The sequence below is a fragment of the Streptomyces phaeochromogenes genome (assembly GCF_001418655.1).
In the GTDB taxonomy this organism is placed as follows: domain Bacteria; phylum Actinomycetota; class Actinomycetes; order Streptomycetales; family Streptomycetaceae; genus Streptomyces; species Streptomyces phaeochromogenes.
This window is the reverse complement of record NZ_LIQZ01000579.1, coordinates 385-1,331: the sequence shown is the minus strand read 5'-3', so window position 1 is coordinate 1,331 and position 947 is coordinate 385. Positions and strand designations below refer to the sequence as shown.

The window sequence follows — 947 nt, the reverse complement described above, 5'->3', positions numbered from 1 at the left end:
CCAGCCGGTGGGGGGCCACAGAGCGCACTGTCACAGCATCGTCGCCCACCGTCTGCCCTGCTTGTGGCGGGTGACCGCTGTCCGTCGCGACTTACTTCTTGTTGCGACGCTGAACGCGAGTGCGCTTGAGCAGCTTGCGGTGCTTCTTCTTGGCCATCCGCTTGCGCCGCTTCTTGATAACAGAGCCCACGACTACCCTCGCTCACTTCTCTTTACTCGTTGCTGGGCTGCATGGGCCCACACGACTTATGAGGGGCCAGCCTACCCGTCTGAGCGCCGAGGTCGTAATCGAGGAGTTCCGGGTGAGACCCCGGGGACGCGATGGAGCCGTCCCGGGACCTCCCCGGACCGCCGTCAGGCTGTCTCCACCCCCACGTAGGACTCGCGAAGGTACTCGTGAACCGCTTGCTCCGGGACGCGGAATGACCTCCCGACCCGGATCGCGGGCAGATGACCGCTGTGCACCAAGCGGTACACGGTCATCTTCGACACTCGCATCACCGAGGCGACTTCCGCCACGGTAAGGAACTGAACCTCGTTCAGAGGCCTCTCGCCAGCAGCCATGACACACCTGAACCTTCCGCACTCGACGGTCACCGGCTTCCCCTTCCGGTGACACTTCGTCGTTGCGTGCTCACTCCCCAGAGTAGGGGCGTGTGATGCGAGTGGGGAAGAGGAGGGGCCATCGGCGGCCTACTGTGACAGACACGCTCGATTGAGTACATAGCGAGTAAGCGGTCGGTAGTAATCAGACCGCACAGCGTCATCAAGTGGAACGACGACGGACACCCGCCCCTCTGCCTCTCCGACGAACAGCGCGGGATCGTCGGTGTCACCCAGGCCGATGGCCTCGAACCCCAGCTGACCTGCTCCGCAGACCCAGCCGTGGTCTCCCACCACGAGTTCCGGGAGGGGCCCGCCGGCCTCCGCCGCGGCGGCCAGAGCGG

3 protein-coding genes are annotated in these 947 nt (G+C 64.9%); all 3 read right to left on the bottom strand.

What is annotated here, in order from left to right:
* Nucleotides 1–91: 91 nt before the first annotated feature.
* Nucleotides 92–190 (bottom strand): 30S ribosomal protein bS22, encoded by a 99-nt coding sequence (locus AOK17_RS49630; protein WP_003948845.1) that lies wholly within the window; start codon nt 188–190, stop codon nt 92–94.
* Between the two features lie 164 nt (nt 191–354).
* Entirely contained in the window at nt 355–564 is a 210-nt protein-coding gene (locus AOK17_RS46085; protein WP_093781815.1) for a helix-turn-helix domain-containing protein, read from the bottom strand.
* A gap of 129 nt (nt 565–693) precedes the next feature.
* Nucleotides 694–947: phosphatase (locus AOK17_RS53175; protein WP_245697844.1), on the bottom strand; the 254-nt coding region annotated here is incomplete at its 5' end.

Coding starts and splice junctions, on each gene's coding strand:
- AOK17_RS46085 (WP_093781815.1), bottom strand. CDS start 564: ATGGCTGCTGGCGAGAGGCCTCTGAACGAGGTTCAGTTCCTTACCGTG.